General features: G+C 48.9%; 18 protein-coding genes. 3 read left to right on the top strand and 15 right to left on the bottom strand.

What is annotated here, in order from left to right:
- The first annotated feature begins 28 nt into the window (after positions 1-28).
- Both OM95_RS13985 and OM95_RS13980 read left to right on the top strand, forming a co-directional pair.
- Complete coding sequence (locus tag OM95_RS13985; RefSeq protein WP_041875017.1) at positions 29-874, top strand: NmrA family NAD(P)-binding protein; 846 nt, start codon at positions 29-31, stop codon at positions 872-874.
- Positions 875-885: 11 nt separating this feature from the next.
- Positions 886-1368: a hypothetical protein gene (locus OM95_RS13980; protein ID WP_041875014.1), complete on the top strand. Its 483-nt coding sequence runs from the start codon at positions 886-888 to the stop codon at positions 1366-1368.
- Between the two features lie 3 nt (positions 1369-1371).
- Here the strand turns inward: OM95_RS13980 and OM95_RS13975 are convergent, their stop codons facing one another.
- From OM95_RS13975 to OM95_RS13960, 4 genes are all read right to left on the bottom strand, one after another.
- Entirely contained in the window at positions 1372-1740 is a 369-nt protein-coding gene (locus tag OM95_RS13975; protein WP_041875013.1) for a hypothetical protein, read from the bottom strand.
- A 172-nt stretch (positions 1741-1912) separates the two neighbouring features.
- Positions 1913-2764 carry a class I SAM-dependent methyltransferase gene (locus tag OM95_RS13970; RefSeq protein WP_041875011.1) on the bottom strand — a complete coding sequence of 284 codons (852 nt, stop codon included), beginning with the start codon at positions 2762-2764 and terminating at the stop codon, positions 1913-1915.
- A complete protein-coding gene (locus tag OM95_RS13965) occupies positions 2757-3854 on the bottom strand; it encodes a PrpF domain-containing protein (RefSeq protein ID WP_041875009.1) in 1098 nt (365 codons plus the stop codon). Before OM95_RS13965 ends, OM95_RS13970 begins: the two co-directional genes overlap by 8 nt.
- 24 nt (positions 3855-3878) lie before the next feature.
- On the bottom strand, positions 3879-4931 hold the full coding sequence (locus OM95_RS13960) for a P1 family peptidase (RefSeq protein ID WP_041875071.1): 1053 nt from the start codon (positions 4929-4931) through the stop codon (positions 3879-3881).
- 142 nt (positions 4932-5073) lie between these two features.
- Here OM95_RS13960 and OM95_RS13955 point away from each other — a divergent pair, with 142 nt between their 5' ends.
- On the top strand, positions 5074-5337 hold the full coding sequence (locus OM95_RS13955) for a hypothetical protein (RefSeq protein ID WP_041875006.1): 264 nt from the start codon (positions 5074-5076) through the stop codon (positions 5335-5337).
- On the opposite strand, the gene OM95_RS13950 is transcribed toward OM95_RS13955, so the two are convergent.
- The 11 genes from OM95_RS13950 to OM95_RS13905 all read right to left on the bottom strand — a co-directional run bounded on the left by OM95_RS13950 (position 5324) and on the right by OM95_RS13905 (position 15642).
- On the bottom strand, positions 5324-6124 hold the full coding sequence (locus tag OM95_RS13950; protein WP_041875003.1) for a TfoX/Sxy family DNA transformation protein: 801 nt from the start codon (positions 6122-6124) through the stop codon (positions 5324-5326). The two genes, OM95_RS13955 and OM95_RS13950, sit on opposite strands and share 14 nt — an antisense overlap.
- Before the next feature lie 50 nt (positions 6125-6174).
- Complete coding sequence (locus tag OM95_RS13945) at positions 6175-7956, bottom strand: M23 family metallopeptidase (RefSeq protein ID WP_041875001.1); 1782 nt, start codon at positions 7954-7956, stop codon at positions 6175-6177.
- Positions 7957-8005: 49 nt separating this feature from the next.
- Complete coding sequence (locus OM95_RS13940; RefSeq protein WP_041875000.1) at positions 8006-9697, bottom strand: HEAT repeat domain-containing protein; 1692 nt, start codon at positions 9695-9697, stop codon at positions 8006-8008.
- 109 nt (positions 9698-9806) lie between these two features.
- On the bottom strand, positions 9807-11021 hold the full coding sequence (locus tag OM95_RS13935) for an MFS transporter (RefSeq protein WP_041874997.1): 1215 nt from the start codon (positions 11019-11021) through the stop codon (positions 9807-9809).
- A 41-nt stretch (positions 11022-11062) separates the two neighbouring features.
- Positions 11063-11920 carry a hypothetical protein gene (locus tag OM95_RS13930; RefSeq protein WP_041874994.1) on the bottom strand — a complete coding sequence of 286 codons (858 nt, stop codon included), beginning with the start codon at positions 11918-11920 and terminating at the stop codon, positions 11063-11065.
- Positions 11921-12001: 81 nt separating this feature from the next.
- The gene (locus OM95_RS13925; protein WP_041874993.1) at positions 12002-13321 is read right to left on the bottom strand and encodes an alkaline phosphatase D family protein; all 1320 of its coding nucleotides are present in this window, start codon (positions 13319-13321) and stop codon (positions 12002-12004) included.
- A gap of 93 nt (positions 13322-13414) precedes the next feature.
- Positions 13415-14119 carry a pseudouridine synthase gene (locus OM95_RS13920; protein WP_041874991.1) on the bottom strand — a complete coding sequence of 235 codons (705 nt, stop codon included), beginning with the start codon at positions 14117-14119 and terminating at the stop codon, positions 13415-13417.
- Positions 14120-14248: 129 nt separating this feature from the next.
- Complete coding sequence (locus OM95_RS17395; RefSeq protein WP_291516457.1) at positions 14249-14401, bottom strand: hypothetical protein; 153 nt, start codon at positions 14399-14401, stop codon at positions 14249-14251.
- Positions 14401-14877: a YbhB/YbcL family Raf kinase inhibitor-like protein gene (locus tag OM95_RS13915; RefSeq protein WP_291516455.1), complete on the bottom strand. Its 477-nt coding sequence runs from the start codon at positions 14875-14877 to the stop codon at positions 14401-14403. Before OM95_RS13915 ends, OM95_RS17395 begins: the two co-directional genes overlap by 1 nt.
- 59 nt (positions 14878-14936) lie before the next feature.
- Positions 14937-15125 (bottom strand): hypothetical protein, encoded by a 189-nt coding sequence (locus OM95_RS13910; protein ID WP_041874990.1) that lies wholly within the window; start codon positions 15123-15125, stop codon positions 14937-14939.
- Positions 15126-15216: 91 nt separating this feature from the next.
- Positions 15217-15642 carry a hypothetical protein gene (locus OM95_RS13905; RefSeq protein WP_041874989.1) on the bottom strand — a complete coding sequence of 142 codons (426 nt, stop codon included), beginning with the start codon at positions 15640-15642 and terminating at the stop codon, positions 15217-15219.
- Between the last annotated feature and the right edge of the window lie 4 nt (positions 15643-15646).

The following is a 15646-nucleotide window of genomic DNA, read 5'->3' as shown; positions in this document are numbered from 1 at the left end:
AGCCGTAAAGTGATGGACGGAGGATCTTATGAAAGTTCTTGTGACCGCCAGTACCGGGACCATTGGTTCTAGAGTCGTAAAACTGCTGCATAATCAGTCTCAGGTTGAAACCTTTGCAGGAAGCCGTCAGCCCCGCGACAAAGATCAGGTTCTTTTGGATTTTGATAATTATGGTACTATTTTGGCCGCGTTAAAAAAGGTCGATAAGGCCGTGCTTATTACCCCAGCAAGCCCCACGGAGCTTGAAACGGGTCTGCGTTTCGTCCAACTCGCTCAAACCGCGGGTTTAAAGCATCTGGTTTTCATGTCTATTCACAGAGTAGAAGTTGCGCCTTCGATTCCGCATTTTGCAGCGAAAATTGCCATTCAAAAAGAGTTGCAAAAGTCCGGGTTGAAATGGACGACGGTATCGCCAAATAACTTTTATCAAAATGACTACTTTTTCAAAGAAGCCCTTTTTGGCCACGGCGTGTATCCGCAGCCCTTTGGGAACGTGGGGCTGTGTCGGGTCGATGCCGACGATATTGCCGAAGCTCTGGTGCAAGCCGTGCTGAACGAAGAACTCAGTGGACAGATATTCCCATTGGTAGGGCCCGAGGTCCTCACGGCCCATCGAACCTGCGAACTGTACAGCCAGTATTTGGAGCGTCCCATCCACTATGGTGGCGATGATCTTGAGCACTGGGAAAAGAGCAATAAACCCTTTCTGCCGGCCTGGCTCTTGAGTGATTGGAAGCAGATGTATAGGTATTTTCAGCGCGAAGGTTTGAAAGCCACCGCAACCGACTATATCCAACAGGAAAAAATATTAAATCGTCCGCCAAGGGCATTTGAAAATTTCGTCAAAGAAACCACGCAAAACTGGAAGAAATAAAGGGAGACATCATGAAAAAAGCAAGCTTGTTCGCATCGGCCTTTTTTACGCTATTTGTTTTGTCGGCAAAGGCCGAAGCAAAAAATCGTGAAAGCGATATTCAAAGAGGTCGTTATCTTGTTAAGACCATCGGTTGTAATGACTGCCACACACCATTCTTTGGAATGAAAAACGGTGAGATTCCAGAGAAAGACTGGTTGATTGGTGATCAAGTGGGGTGGAAGGGGCCATGGGGAACAACGTTTCCGACCAATTTGCGCGAGCGGGTGCACATGATGAATGAAGTGGAATTTGTTCAGTATGCGAAAACTCTAAAGACGCGTCCACCAATGCCCTGGTATGCCTTAAATGCCATGACTAAGGATGACTTAAAAGCGATGTATCGATTCATTAAGTCGTTGGGTCCCAGTCAGAATAAGGTCCCGGTAGGACTGCCTCCCGGCGAAATTCCCCAGGGACCTTATATGGATATGACTGTGGTGATGCCGAAGTAGGCATCACTGCTTATTCTTTATCATTTCTTCCAGGTCGAGGCACTCGACGATCTCTACGCCATCGCCCGGGAAGATCGTAAAGTGTGGATGGTGAAGAAACATTTCGGCGGCTTCCTGGGCCGAGGGAGCCTCGACAATCACATATCCCGTCATATTATTTTTGGTATCCGAGATCCCCTGGGCATCGACTTTCTTGGTTTTGCCCAGAGGAGAACCATTGTCCTTGATCGCAAGCTGGTGTTTCTTGCCCCAATTCATCCAGGCTTCAACCCCCTGACGTTCGCGCTGAGCTCGTTCTTTTGGGTTGAGTGAACCCCATTTTTTTTCCAGAGACTCAGGTGTGCCTGTGTAAACCGCTAAAAACTTTTTCATGTGTTACCTTTGATAAGCTTGTTTTAACGCTTCGATATCGAATTTGACCATTTTAAACATTTCCGCCATTGATGGCGACAAATTTTTGCCCAGTGGCTTCAAAGTCAACGGTCATCACGTTTCCTTTGGGTTTGCCATGATATTCGAAGCCTTTTACAAACTCGTAATTTGCTTAGGTGTGAGCTAAAAGGAAGGCTTCAGCCGTGCCGGCATTCAGTCCGTCACTGCGTTGCGAGAAGTAACGCAGGTAAATGTCTTGAGCCGAGACATACTCAGCCTGCTTAAATCCAGCGTCCTTAGCCAAGGCTAAAATCTCAGGCGGTGTAAATAGACTTAGAAAGGGTGTCTGTGATTCGGCAGCCTTCTTCATCACAAACTCCATGATGTTCCGCTCAGGAGCGGGAAGAAGATCCAATGCCATCATAAATGTCATTGCAAAGGTGGAACCGGGAGCTAGCTTTGCTAGTTGTTGCAAAGTTGTTCGGTTGGTCTCTTTGCTCAAATACATTGAGACTCCCGTCGAGACGATAAACGCCGGCTTTTGGGTGTCAAAGCCAGCCGCAAGAAGATGATCCCACCATGATTCGCCGGCTTCAAAATCCACGGGCACAAAGTGTAGGGTTGGCGGAGTGGGCAACCCCATTTCACGAAGGCGTTCTTGTTTCCAGACTTGAGGTCCCGGTTGATCGACTTCAAAGACATGCATCTGCGCTGCCATTTCTGGATTACGTTGGACAAAGGTGTCCAATCCCGCGCCGAGAATCACATATTGCGAGACACCGACTTTAAATAGCTCCTCTAAGGTGTCCTCAATAAAACGAGCGCGACCGACGATAGAGGCGCGCATACTCTTGGAAAAGTCGGGAGCCATGTCCTGTCTTTGCCCCCAGTCGTTTTCTGCGACAATGCGTGCGCCGATTTCATCTGTGAAGACATGAGGCGGAGGATCGATGAGCACATGAAGCGCACGCCATAGAGCCACACGGACCGCAGTATGTTCAGGAGCCACATCGTTTTTATACATAGACCCTTCCTGTAAAAAGAATCTTCGCCGTGCGATAGAAGCTTCCACTTAAAGCAACCCACTGCGAATGCCTCTTTTCAACTTTTGCATTTAACGTTAAAATACCAGATGGCATGCCGATTCTGATTTCGTTTTGATCCTTACTTTTTAAAATTTCATAAATCAAACTTCCCGGAAGCTTCGCCGTCACCGCCGCGCAAAGAGAAACTGTCAACGGCAAGGCCTTATGAGGTTGGCCACTGGCGATGACTCGCAAAGAAAAGTCCATACCTGTTTCATAGGCTTCGGAAACCAGGCCCAGATAGGGGATGGCAATGGATTGTTTGGCCTCTTCCGTGTTGGCGGCAATGCCCATGGTGACCGAGGCTTGCAAACGAAGGTCTTCAAGTTTTTGTAAAAGGTCGGGTCGGTTGAGTTCTTCTGGCGCTTCGTTGCCGCGAAGACCAAGGTCCTTTGCGAGGACAAAGACGCAGGCGTTCGCCGCATCAATCATTGAGGCGCGAAGACTTTGTCCCTGGGAAGTTTTCAGAAGGTCCTGAGTTTGTCCCGTCGGTAAAAGCCGACCTGTGGTGGCTCCACCGGGATCTAAAAATTCCAATTGGATGGGCGCGCCGGTTCCGCTGACACCCGGAATTTGCAGATCTCCTGTAAAAATCACTTCGTCATTGTGCAAAGGGAAGCGGGAATGGATAACCTTCTGGGTGTTCGTGTTGAAAATTCTTACGTGCGCTTCAGAGCCTTCGCCTTTCACCCATTTGTTAAAGACACAATAGGGACCGATGGCGGAACTGATATTTCCACAGTTTCCTTTGTAGTCCACTTTTCTTTCGGTCACGGAAACTTGTGCGAAGGTGTATTCAACATCCGCATCTTCGCGAGAGGAGGGTTTTAAAATAGCGACTTTGGAAAGGGACGAGATTCCTCCGCCCATTCCGTTTAACTGTCTGCCATAAACATCAGGACTGCCAAGAGCCCGCAAAAAAATATCATCCCAATCCGCGCGATGACCAGGCAGATCGCTTTCCTGAAATATCAACGCTCGACTGGTGCCGCCTCGCATGTAAGTGCATGGATAGGATGGAAGAGTCATAGTATGTTTATTCTCCCGAAAGCACTATTTTACCCGCAGATTTTTACCGTGAACATCGCGATAGGCGGGCAGTGCCCCCAAAGCGGTGGCTTCATAAACTCCGCGCGCCACGGCGCGAGCTAGACAATCTGCCGCGACAAGACCAATGCGATTGACAAGATCTGCTCGCTCTTGAATGTCGGCGCCCCAAGTCCCTGTCGAGGCGGCAAAAACCGTGTCACCATCAAAAGGCGTATGCACGGGACGGATTGAGCGCGCGTAACCATCTTGGGCCATGATCGCCACTCGTTGTGCTTCCGCCTTTGTCAGGCGGGCGTTGGTCGCCACAACCCCGATGGTTGTATTCTCGCCCGCTTGGTTTGTCAGACTGTCCAATGGCGATCCTGTCCAAGCCTCTGCGGCAGAGTTGAAATCAATCGCAGATGTCGGAATCGGTTGTCCACCTAATTCATTGTTTTGTTCAAAAGGCCACGCCCAGAACGAGGACTGACCAGGCATCACTGCGCTCCCAACACAATTTACAGCGACGATGGCGCCAATCTGCAAGCCATCCCCCGAGATGGAAGAAGCACTTCCCAGGCCGCCTTTAAAGGGGCCGGCTTTTGCGCCAAAACCAGCACCGGCGTTGCCTAATTTGAAATCTAAAGAGGCGGCATCCAAAGCGGAGCGTCCCAAATTCCAATAGGGAGATTTTTCGCCCCAAGATTTATTGCCGCCATTCAAAAGGTCGAAAAGAACGGCGCTGGGTACAATCGGTGCGCGTGCGGGACCGATAGGAAAGCCGATTCCCCGAGACGCTAGCGTGTCTGTGACCGCCGAAGAAGCTCCCAAACCAAAGACTGAGCCGCCACTTAAGACGATGGCGTCGACGCGATCGACAAGGCAACTGGGGTTGAGGGCGTCGGTATCGCGTGTCCCGGGCGCACCACCGCGCACATCCACGGCCGCCACCGCCGGAGTGTCAAAGAGGATGACAGAAACGCCACTCCAGACTTGTGTGTCTTCGGCCTGTCCCACGCGAATTGAATCCACGTCAGTAATACGATTGCGGGTGCCAGGGCGGAAATTGTATTTCATCATCAGACTCCTTTGGTTAAAGTTGATGCTAAGGTCTTCTTGTGGGAAGGAGCAACCGAAAACTAATACGGAAAGCTTAGCGCTACGGGCTTTTTTGCGGTAAAGTTTTGGGTAAGAAAATAGTTTTAATCAGGCAGGCGTTATGAAATGGAAATCCTCTGAAAAAATTCAGATTGATCTAAAACCGCCAGGCGGCCAAATCACCTGCGACTTCACCGACGAGTTGGAGAGTCTTTCAGTCAAGGGTTATCCGGTCAAAGTGACTTACCAGGTGGGTGCTGCAGACACCGGTCTTTGTGCGGGCAAGATTTTGGATTTCGTGACGGAAAATAAAAAAGAATTCATGATCATGTCAGATGGAACTCGAATTGTATTGTCGTCCATTTTGCGAATTACTTCGGCTTAGATTTCTTTTTAACGAACTTCTTTTTTATCGGTTTTTTTGCAGGCTTTAGGCTGCGCACAAATTCACGGGCTTCATCTTTTTCCGCTTGTGAAATCTGGGTGAACTCGGTGTTCGTTAGGGCCCCAATAAGTGCATAGGCATACAGTGAGTGGCGGTGCTTGGGATGGACGGCAATCAGTTTCAGCAGCGTTTTCTTCCACCCAAGTTTAATAAATTGCTGGGCTGTTTTTATTCCAGCGGCATGAAATTGCTTTTCACTTTCGGCGCCTAGATTTTTCAGATCAGAAATCTTGTGGGCTCTTTTTAAGACCTCTGCCGCGGGCTCGTCAGAAAACATGCGGGGGTAACGCGTATCCATTCTGACAGAGACTTCCTGTAAAGGGTCTTTTGGGGCCTTCTTTTTATTTTTAGCTTTAGGAATACTGCCCCAGAAACTATGGGGCCGAAGAACTTGCTTTAAAGCAGTGGTCACGTGCTCGTCAAAATTTTCAGTGTGCAAGGGTAAATAAAGCCATTTTGGTAAAATCGGATGGGGAGTTAAAAAGGGACAGAGGTTTAAGGCTTCTGCCTGAAACTCTTTGTCGACGGGGAACATGCAGCCGTTCCAAAGATCGAAGTCATACTTTTTTCCTTTGTAAGTGCGGCTGCCACCTTCAGTTTCGAAAATTAAAAGAACGGCTTTTTCGTCGATATAATAAATGAAACCACCGAACATCGCTTTTCTGCGATAATCGCCCTCAGGAAGAAGTTCTTCCACCCATTTTAGTTCTTGCGGTTCCTTTGCCATCGCCCAATTCTGAAACAGAAACCGCGGACTCGTCAAAGGGTATCAAACGGCTATTTCATCCAGATGGCGCCAAACTTAGTTCCGCCAGAATAGGCTTGAACTTTCCAAAGACGAAATCCCTGCTGACTCATTTCATCATATTTATTTTGATAGGAGGCGCCGGTCAGATCCACAGCCGTTTGCCATTCGCCCGGCATCTTCATCAAGACGCCACCGAATCTATCGCCCTTTGCGAAAGTCCCGGCGGTGACCGAAACCGATTTCCAACCTTGTAAAAGAAGTTCACTGGATTTTGTCAGGTATTGAGGTTGATCCAGGCCCTGCAGAAGCTGGAACTCCAGTCCGTCTTGCACGAAAATAGCGGCGTGACGGCGTGTGCCGCCGAGGGGATATGCGCTGTAGTCTTCGATGCGATACCCTTGCGTGCCGACGAGATAATCGTATTTCGTTTGAAAATCGGCATCGTTCATGTTGGTGAAGACATAGTAGGGCAAGCCCAAATGGGGTTGCCAAAGAGCCGTGAGTCGCGGTTGTCCGTTATGAACCTGCACTTGCAATTCGCGCGGGCGCAACCCTTTTAAGTCATAGGCATGCACGGCCTTATTGAAATCGTTGGCAGTAAGCCAGCCCTCCGCCGCCCAGGGACCGGTCACTTTTTCATCGAAGGAGCCAGCCGCCTTGATGGAACCACTTGAACTATAGACGCTGAGACTTTGCAATCCTAGCCCCATATTCGAGTAATAGCCTTTGTAAAAATCCACTAAGTTCCAACTGACGTTGTGAAAATCAGGAAAGTATGGGGCAAAGAATCTTGGAAAGTTAATGGCCTTTAACGGCGCATAACAGCCCGTATTCATCTGCGCATAGACGGCAAAAGGATCGACGAAAATCCACTCCGAAGATTTTTTGGGGCTGGGAACGGCAAGCATGAAATGCAGGTGGTTGTTGGCGCGCACGCTGTCCATCGGGGAGCCATCATCATTCAGGCCGGTGCCAATGCCTCCCGCACCGGTGTTGCCGGATTTGCCGATGTATTGGCCGGTATTAACCCAGTCGCCGACATTGATGGCGATGGTGTGAGATTCCTCACCCCAGTAGAGGTTGCTGGTATGCGCCCGAGTGTAACGCACGTACTTAGCCCAACTGTCGTTAGCATTGGGATCAAGGGCGATGATGGCACTGGCGGCATTGAGGTCGTGCGTGTAGCCGTTGCGCAGATGCATGTACATGCTGCGATATTTGGCGCCATTTTTAGCAACGTGTTCAATCACCACGATGTTGCCAAACCAATTGTCCCACTGTTTTGTGATCACTCGGCCCGGAGCCACAGCGACAATATCAAACGCCACATCGACGCCTTCTTGGACGGTATCGCGCCAAGAGTCTATACCGGAATGGGCTTCCCCACTGTCATAGTACCAACCTTGAATCAGCGATACTTCCGTGCCATTGAAAGGTAAGAAGAAGGGAAGTTGCGGATACAGTTTTGCGGCCCAATTACGTGCGGTGGTTTCATTGGAAAAAACTGACTTCGGCCCCTTGTAGGTCACTTCTTTATTAACGGAAGAGTCATAGATTTTGTAATTGCAGCAATCACTGGCCACCCGCGGGGCGGTGCAAAGTCCCTTGTCGGTGGGAAAGTCTTTTTCCGGCGGGCTTTGTTCGCGGGGATCGCGTGCGACGTGATCGTCATGATCTTCATAAAGGCGATCAGGTCCTTGATAAATTTTGACGTCATACACGCCACGCAAATTCACTTTTTTTTTGGCGAAGGCGAATGGGGACAGGGAAAGAATTATAAAAAATGAAAGCAGGGTGAGTGGGTTTTTCATAAGCTCCTCCAAAGTCAAAGATAGGAGGAGCTTAAGGAAGGTGAAAGGTCTAGTGTTGAGAAACTTCCATATTCACCAGAGCCTGATCAATGGCACGCGCCCATTCCAGATTCTTTTTGTTCGCCATCCAACCGGAATTTTTCGTACGTTCCTCCATCAGTCTGTCTTTAGCCGCAGGATCATCAAAAAAGCTCAGCGCGCGCGTGGCTACAGCCTTGAGGGTTTGGTCATCAGACTGCAAAAGCTTTAAGATATTCGGGATGGCCGACGCACCTGACTGTCCCAGGGCCTGACTGCACCATGCGCGAACACGATCGTCTTGGTCATGAATACAGGAACTGGCCGTCTCGAGAACACTTTGACTGTCTTGCCATTCCACGGTGGCAAAAGCACGTGCTGCCAAGGATTTGTCAGTTCTTTGTGGCGTAAAAATCTCTTTTTGCAAGACCCTAAAGCCCATCGGGCCCAGGCACACCAGAGCTTTGACCGCCGGATCCTGGGGATCACCGGTTTTGAGAGACGCCACGATCACGTTGATTTGCTCTTCGCTGAACTGACGGGCTTTTGCCGGCAAGGAACAGACCATGCTGATCGCCAGATCTTTTTCCGGGCTGTCTTCCGTCAGATTGTTGGCGACAAACTTGGTTACGACATCTTCTTTTTTTAGTTCAGAAACCAGGATTTTCGAAGCCAGAGCACTTGTCTTGGGTGTATCTAAAAGATTGGTCAGACGTTTGCCGACCCAGGCGCGTTCCTCATCGCCTAGTTTTAGCATCACCAAAGAAGACGCTTCGATCACCGGCAGGGGTTCTTTTTCGGTGATTCTTTTTACTAGCAGGTAGCCAATTTGTTTTACGTTAGGAATTCCGAACTGAAGCATCTGACTGATCGCTGCAGCTCGAACTGTTGAATTCGGATGCTTCAACATAATTTCCGCAAGTTTGGGAAGTCCTACAACTGATTTTATTTCCGCACAACTCACGGCTTTGATAGCCCAGAAGACAGCGTCGGCATCCCCCTGAGGGGTCAAAGTTCTTTGTATGAGCTTACTTTTATCGTGGCAGCTTCTATCGGCATCAGCGGCTTGTTTCAAATCCTTCGCAACATTTGAAACCGCGGCAATTGATAGGGATGTTGGCGTCACTTCTTCGCGGCTGGCTTGTTCCGTATAAGCGGTGTTTTCAGCGCGTTGAGTGAATGCGAAATCGGGACGACTTTCACGATACGCGGTCGCAATGGTTCTTCCTAAAAAAAGCGCGACGACGGGAACTAAAAGAAAAATCGGCCAGCTTAATACAAAAGCGGAGATCCGACTGAAGGCGACTTTAGAGCACCACACTAAAACCGGTCCCAGCAAACTTCGAATTGCCGTGAAAAGACAAATCATCGAAACCACGGGGATCACGGCTGCCTGCCAGACCACAGGTGCCCAGTCGGCGGTGCCCATTCCGTAGATGAGATAGGCAAAAGCGATGGCAATTCCCGCACGGGCAAACCACCACCAGGGGTTTGTGCGAAGATGGACGGGAAGGTTGTAAGCGAGCCAAATGCCTGCTTTCGTTAAGGTGCGGAAGTTGAAATAAAGGCACAGGGCGACACCCGCACCGATGAGCACCAGATCGTACTTATAGACGAAGGGAAGAAAGTGAATCACCGTGCCATCTAATATCAAAGCCGCGATGATAGAGCAGAAAAGGACAAACCACGGCAAGATCAAATAGCGAAGGGCATTAAATTTCATTGAGTCAAAGCCTCCCGGTCTTGCGACGAGTGATAAAAATCTTCTCGAGCTTAGCATGGGAAGAACTTTCACAAGATTATATTTGCCCGGACCTGGACGGAAGGCAGTGCTATTGCGAGATCTTTTGAAATCCCGTGATTTTCTCAGTACCAAAATATACAAATGCGATCAGAGGAAAAAGAACGCCTACCCAGGAAGTGAGTGGCCAACCTCCACGTGCATAAGCCCATGCACCCAGATAGCTGCCCAAGGCTCCGCCCACGAAAATGGTGGCGACGTATAAGCCATTTAGACGACCGCGAAGTTCGGGTGACAGAGCAAAAATCGCTCTTTGCCCAAGTACTAAGTTCGCCGTGATACCCGCATCCAACAAAATCGCCGCAAAAACCAAGACGCCTAGTGCCGCAGATGATCCTGGTGTAAAGATGTGAGTGACTAAGAAAGACGCAGAAGCTGAAAGCATGGCAACGGTAGTGGCGCGACGACTGTGTCCTTGATCCGCCATGCGCCCGGCGAAGGGGGCTGAGATGGCTCCGGCCACGCCCGCCAAAGCAAAAAGGGCAATCGCAGTTTGCGAAAGATGAAATTCGTCGACCAGTAACAACGGGGTTGTGGTCCAAAACAACGAGAAGGCGCCAAACATGCAGGCTTGATAAAGGGCTCTTCTTCTTAAAATCGGAATATCAACAAAAAGATTTCCCATCGAAGCAATCAGCTTCGTGTATTGCAGGCCTGTGCTATTCGGCTGCCGTTCGGGAAGTAATTTGTAAAGGGCCAATCCCAATAACAACATCAACGCTGCCGAAAAATAAAAGACCGCATGCCAAGAAAAAAGATCCGTCAGGATGCTGGCGATCGGGCGTGATAACATTATTCCGATCATTAGTCCGCTCATAAGACTGCCAACAACTCGACCACGAGTGGCTTCAGGCGCCAGATGTGCAGCGTAGGGAACAATCACCTGAACTGTCGAGGCGCCCAATCCCGTCGCAAAAGCGGCGAGAAAGTAGGGGATCAAACTTGTCGCAAAAGCCAGACTGAGAAGACTGGCGATGGTTACGACGATCATGGTTAAAATCAGTTTGCGATTTTCAACGATGTCCGCCAAAGGCACAATCAAAAGAACACCCAGCCCGTATCCTACTTGCGTTAAAGTCACAATCAGTCCCGCGAGAGAGGTCTCCAGGTGCAGGGCCTTGCTGATAAGTCCCACCAGAGGTTGCGCATAATAAAGGTTGGCGGCAATCACGCCGACGGCAAGACCTAAAAGAAGTATAAGAGCTTTGGAAATCGAGGAAGACGAAGAAGGCAGCGAAGTTGACATCGGATCAAATTAAACCCGTTCTTGCATTGCCGTCAAGATGACTAACGAGCTCTTTCCCGCAAAAGGTTTGCGCAACGATCCAGAATCGTCACGCGGATGTTGTCCCGATGCTCTAATAATTCGGGGAGCTGAGTGGTTTGCACGATCCGATAAAGTTGAATGGCTCGTTCCAAATCCGACAGTCTTTGTTTCTGGGGCCCCCGGGACAAAGGAAACTTCGGTACCGGGCAGTTTGCCACGACACTTTTTTGTACATCTGTGACCCAGTCAATTTCAGTCTGAGTTAAATAGATCGTCGGATAAAAGCGTGCGCCACCCTCTTTCGTCTGTTCGACATTTTTAAGCTGAGTGTTCAACCAGTGAAGCTCTTTTAAGATATGGTTTAAATCATCGTCATGTTTCTTTCCGAAAAGCTGAAACACGATTTTCTTCCAGGCGGAACAGAAGTCCTCAAAGGTGATGTCTTTTGCTTTTTCATAAAGTGGCGGATTGGTGATGTAGTGCAGGGTGCGCTGAAGGACATCCGCCGAGATCACACTGCTGTTGGTTTTTAAACTGACACGCATCAGATGATGGGCCCAGCTCACTAAGTGTGATACGGAGCGACTGTCGACCACCGCCGTCCGAAAATTCAGATGAAAGTCCTCCCACACCAAAACATCGACAGGACGCTCTAGCAAGGCATCCAAAGAACTCTTTTTTCGCTCGGACTTCGGCAGTGCAAAGAAGGTTTCCAGCTGTTTGGAGAACTTCTCAAAAGTGTCGCTCCATAGGCTTTCTCGTTGACAGGTTTTATAGAGTTGAAACGCCTTTATAGGATTGGGTTCGGCTTCATCCAAAAGGGCGTTGATTCTTTGTTCTAATAGACGTGGAAACGAACTCCAAAGCTCTTTGATCATAAAGCTATCTTAACATGATCGAGTTTAAAAAGTGCGTTTCCGTATTTTGTCGAACTTCTAGACGGTCTTTGTATCGCGAGGCTATATCTGCAAAGCCAATTGAAAGCGAGCCTCTCCAGTGACTCCATAGCTGGTGACGGTCACCGCACAGCCCTGCTCCTGTGGTGTGGAATTGACCAACAGGTAATTGCGTTGTCCGTTACCTGCAATACGCCGATTGTTCGGGATGATATCAGGAGATCCCGGAATATTGCGGCTGTGTATGGAGCTGGAGGTGAGCTCATAGGTCTCGTAACCCAGCGCCTCTTTTTCAATCTTGGAAATTTCACTGTAGTGAACATCACCCGAAGCAAAAATCACTTTACGAGGAGTTTGCTTAAGCTCTTCAAGGAATCCTTTGAAGTTTTCGGGATGATCTCCTGAAAGGGACTCTTTCCAAGGGACATTCGGGAAGAATTGACTGCCGTTCATAAGCCAAGTGGGTCCCGCATTTTCACGAATCTTCTTTAGCACCCAATTTTCTTGTTCTAGACCCCAATGACCATAGCGCTCTTTGCTTCCTCGGCGCAGACGGAAGCTGCGGTCATCCAGAAGAACAATTGTTTGATTTGAAAACTTCAGGGCGCTGGCAATGCCGGGGCCTTTTTCAAGGATGTGGCAATGGCTGGTGTCTTGCGCAAAGAAATGAAGAAAGTTTTCCTGCGATTCCTTCACATATTTAAAGTCGACACTGTTAGTGTCATTCAAACCGAAATCATGGTCGTCCCACGTCGCAAAGATGGGAATCAGTCGGGGACTGTAGTATATTTCTAATGTACAGCGAGCCTCGCAGAAGCGCTTCCACAGATGGCTGGGGTCGGCGCCAGTCAAGGGACTGTCGCTGTCGGCATAGACTGAATCACCGATGAATAAAAGAAAATCAGGTTTCTTCGCGACCAGGTTCTGCCAGATTTCTGGAGCGTGCTCGCGGTCATTCATGCAAGAGCAGATCGCAAAGTTTAAGTCGGGTTTGGTTAAATCCAGAGTTTGAAATTCCCTCTGATCCAAAAGTTCGCGGGTCACGGCGTTGACCAATTGCAACTGGTAGGTTTCAGTCACGTCTAAAAATGAAAAGAATACCTTGGTGATTTTTTTGTTATGGTCGCGGAAAGCCGCTGTGCGGGTAAAGTCAGGAATGCGGCGGCGACCGGCAGAGTCCACGGCGTAAACATCCAGAACTTCGGTGTTGTTGTGCACGATAGAAAACTGCGTCTTGGTATCATCGGTGGCGCCTTGAAGTATAGAGGGCCCCGTGCGCCGAAGTACTTTGGGTATTTGATAAGCTTGTGCCTTGCGACTAAAGCCGAATGTCACGGCCTGCAATAAGCCGAGCTTCATAAAGTTACGTCTTTCGATTTTCATGAACCAGTCCCTTTTTTTGATCAGACAAGTTCAGCAATTCTTTATGTAAAAATGAAGTTAGGTTCTCGTCATGTTGGCAAAAGGCACAAATTATTAGGACTGCTGGGAAAACAGTTTTTGAATTCTGTCCCATTTTTCGCATGGGTCCGCTTGAATTGTGACCTCTTGCTGACTCCAGGGACTAATCATACGTAGAGATGTTGCCTTCAGACACAGGCCCTTTATACCTAAGTGGTCGCGGAAAAAACGGTTGTGGTGAGAGTCCCCATGATCAATATCACCCAACAGCGGATGAGCGATGCGATCAAAATGCCGACGGATTTGATGCCATCGTCCCGTTACGGGTTGAACTTCTACCCATGAATAACGGGCCGTTGGATATTTTTTCCCCACGGGAAAGGGGAGTTCAACTGCACCAAGTCTTTTATACAATGTCGATGCTTCGACGATCTCTTTTCCGTCATTGATTTCCAAAGGTAATTCAATGCGACCTTCGTCTTCAACAAAGCCCCGTACCACGGCTTGGTAGGTTTTCTGCATTTTACGTTCAGCAAAAAGACGGTTGAGTTCTCGAGCGCTGTCTCGGCTCGTCGCAAAAAGCAGAACACCGCTGGTTGGCGCATCCAAGCGATGTACCGGAAAAACCTCTTGGTTAAAGTGTTTGCGCAGATGATAAAGACATATTTTTTCACGCGGAACCGGGTAAGGAGAAAGCTCCGGGGGGTGAACGAAGAATCCTGCGGGTTTGTCGATCGCAAAAAAGTTTTCGTCTTGAAAAAGAATTTTAAATGGAATCATGTGCGGTCAACATAACAGAAGCAATTTGAAAATGGAATTTTAAAGAAAGGGAAGCTCGTGAACTCGGGCCGATAGACAGGCGGCACTTCCACTGGATTTGTGAAAGCGATCCAGGGGGGTGACCGTCACCTAGAACGGCACCTCCAAGACGCGGGCTCCTGCAGTTCTTAAAGTATGACGAAAGCGTTCATGTTGTTCGCAGGTTTCCTCACGATCCCAGATCGTCAAATCTTTGGCATTACAAGTGCTGACGACTAAAGTGAGATGCTGCAAGTGTCCCATCAATGTCTCTTTTCGTAAGTTCCTATCAGGTCCGCTTCAGCCAGAACATGGCCTTTCATTGCTTTGAGTAAATCATCTTTGGTGTAAATTCCGTTTTGTGGCAGAAAGGTGTTCAGCGCATAGATTTTATGATGATAGTGATGTCGTCCGATGGGAGGGCAGGGGCCACGATAACCCAAGGCCTTCCAGTCGTTTTCGACCTCTTGCGTTTCTTCCGGAAAATCGTGAAAGTTTTCGGGCAGGGCGTGGATTTCCGAAGGGATGTTGTAAACAACCCAGTGCACCCAGGTTCGTTGCGGCGCTACAGGGTCTGGAGCATCTGGATCATCCACGATGATCGCATAACTTTTTGTTCCCGGAGGTGCGCCATACCACTCCAGCGGCGGCGACATATCGCTACCTTCGCAGGTGTATTGTTTTGGAATTTCGCCCTGGTGTTCAAAAACGGGCGAGCTTAAGGTCAAATGTGTTTGCACAATCTACCTCCCAAAAAATGGAGGGAAGTCGGCCTTTTCAGGACGACTTCTCCAAGGATTTATACTTTTCCAGGATGCTGCGGATTTTCGTGGGTCCTTTCTAGTTTGTCTCCGGTGTCGTGGATTTTTTGTCCCACTTTAGGAGCTCCCATATCAGAAATTTTTCGTCCCGCTTTTTCAAGACTTTCACCCACTTTATCAGTGAATGAATCTCTTTTTGAATTAGAAGGTTTGTTCATTTCAGCCATACCGCCTCCTTTTTTTTAAGTATCGCATTTTTTGTCTTGAGCGGAAATCACGGGTCCGACAATTTGCGCCCTTACAATAAAAGCTCTTCGACTATTGGCTAAGGTTCCGATCCTTTTTGCGAGGTTTGTGGTGACGAGCTAGATACTCGTCTGTTTTTGCGGCGACTTCCTCAACACCGCCAGGAGTGTATTTAAATGAAGCCCCTAGTTCTGTTTGTGGACTGTCTTCCGCACCCTGATTCTGATAACCGTGCAAAGAGGCATCCATGGCATCAGCCGCACGATCCATCTGCTCTTTGACGTCCACTTCACCACGCATAAAATCGCCAGGTTCATCTTCAAGTGACTCATAGGAGCGGGTCTTCGCGCCTAGATTCTCATCGTCAGGTCGCAAGTTGCTTTTCGTCGTCAAGTCCTGGTCGTTCAAAATTCTTTTCTCATCCATCGTGTCTTCCGAGGGTTCACCACGTGAAGTCTGGGTGAACTCGGGAACGGGAGTGCGATCTCGTTCAGTCATGGCA

It is taken from the genome of Bdellovibrio sp. ArHS (genome assembly GCF_000786105.1).
In the GTDB taxonomy this organism is placed as follows: domain Bacteria; phylum Bdellovibrionota; class Bdellovibrionia; order Bdellovibrionales; family Bdellovibrionaceae; genus Bdellovibrio.
Note: the sequence above shows the minus strand (reverse complement) of the source record. Positions and strands in the feature narration are given on the sequence as shown.

Excerpts from the sequence above, each read along its gene's own strand:
- OM95_RS13985 (WP_041875017.1), top strand. The coding sequence starts at position 29 with ATGAAAGTTCTTGTGACCGCCAGTACCGGGACCATTGGTTCTAGAGTC.
- OM95_RS13980 (WP_041875014.1), top strand. The coding sequence starts at position 886 with ATGAAAAAAGCAAGCTTGTTCGCATCGGCCTTTTTTACGCTATTTGTT.
- OM95_RS13975 (WP_041875013.1), bottom strand. The coding sequence starts at position 1,740 with ATGAAAAAGTTTTTAGCGGTTTACACAGGCACACCTGAGTCTCTGGAA.
- OM95_RS13970 (WP_041875011.1), bottom strand. The coding sequence starts at position 2,764 with ATGTATAAAAACGATGTGGCTCCTGAACATACTGCGGTCCGTGTGGCT.
- OM95_RS13965 (WP_041875009.1), bottom strand. The coding sequence starts at position 3,854 with ATGACTCTTCCATCCTATCCATGCACTTACATGCGAGGCGGCACCAGT.
- OM95_RS13960 (WP_041875071.1), bottom strand. The coding sequence starts at position 4,931 with ATGAAATACAATTTCCGCCCTGGCACCCGCAATCGTATTACTGACGTG.
- OM95_RS13955 (WP_041875006.1), top strand. The coding sequence starts at position 5,074 with ATGAAATGGAAATCCTCTGAAAAAATTCAGATTGATCTAAAACCGCCA.
- OM95_RS13950 (WP_041875003.1), bottom strand. The coding sequence starts at position 6,124 with ATGGCAAAGGAACCGCAAGAACTAAAATGGGTGGAAGAACTTCTTCCT.
- OM95_RS13945 (WP_041875001.1), bottom strand. The coding sequence starts at position 7,956 with ATGAAAAACCCACTCACCCTGCTTTCATTTTTTATAATTCTTTCCCTG.
- OM95_RS13940 (WP_041875000.1), bottom strand. The coding sequence starts at position 9,697 with ATGAAATTTAATGCCCTTCGCTATTTGATCTTGCCGTGGTTTGTCCTT.
- OM95_RS13935 (WP_041874997.1), bottom strand. The coding sequence starts at position 11,021 with ATGTCAACTTCGCTGCCTTCTTCGTCTTCCTCGATTTCCAAAGCTCTT.
- OM95_RS13930 (WP_041874994.1), bottom strand. The coding sequence starts at position 11,920 with ATGATCAAAGAGCTTTGGAGTTCGTTTCCACGTCTATTAGAACAAAGA.
- OM95_RS13925 (WP_041874993.1), bottom strand. The coding sequence starts at position 13,321 with ATGAAAATCGAAAGACGTAACTTTATGAAGCTCGGCTTATTGCAGGCC.
- OM95_RS13920 (WP_041874991.1), bottom strand. The coding sequence starts at position 14,119 with ATGATTCCATTTAAAATTCTTTTTCAAGACGAAAACTTTTTTGCGATC.
- OM95_RS17395 (WP_291516457.1), bottom strand. The coding sequence starts at position 14,401 with ATGGGACACTTGCAGCATCTCACTTTAGTCGTCAGCACTTGTAATGCC.
- OM95_RS13910 (WP_041874990.1), bottom strand. The coding sequence starts at position 15,125 with ATGGCTGAAATGAACAAACCTTCTAATTCAAAAAGAGATTCATTCACT.
- OM95_RS13905 (WP_041874989.1), bottom strand. The coding sequence starts at position 15,642 with ATGACTGAACGAGATCGCACTCCCGTTCCCGAGTTCACCCAGACTTCA.